Below are 300 nucleotides of genomic sequence, written 5' to 3' on the forward strand. Positions count from 1 at the left end.
GGTAATCCGTCTGGGCTTTATCCTAAAGGCGATAAAATGCATAATAATCATTGGAAGCGTGAAGGCAAGCTATATTTGTTTAGAAACAGTGAGGCACTTAAAAAAGGGCTTATAAAAAAAACAAAAGATGTTCAGTATGCTGATGAGATTGAAGACGGACTCCCGGGTATACCTATAAACTGCAGGTGTACTATGCGTTTAATCTACAGGCTTTATGAAATACCTTCTGAATACAAAAATATAATCACTCAAAAAGGCAAGGAGCTTTCTTAAATGGCTGGAGAAAAAACCAAACTTTTA

At 36.0% G+C, this 300-nt stretch carries 1 protein-coding gene; it reads left to right on the forward strand.

Annotated elements, in window-relative coordinates; genetic code table 11:
* A partial coding sequence (locus tag EZH24_RS13720) for a hypothetical protein (RefSeq protein WP_236847302.1) occupies positions 1 to 273 on the forward strand: 273 nt, incomplete at its 5' end.
* Between the last annotated feature and the right edge of the window lie 27 nt (positions 274 to 300).

Origin of the sequence: Brachyspira catarrhinii (genome assembly GCF_005518285.1) — a bacterium.
GTDB classification, from domain to species: Bacteria; Spirochaetota; Brachyspiria; order Brachyspirales; family Brachyspiraceae; genus Brachyspira; species Brachyspira catarrhinii.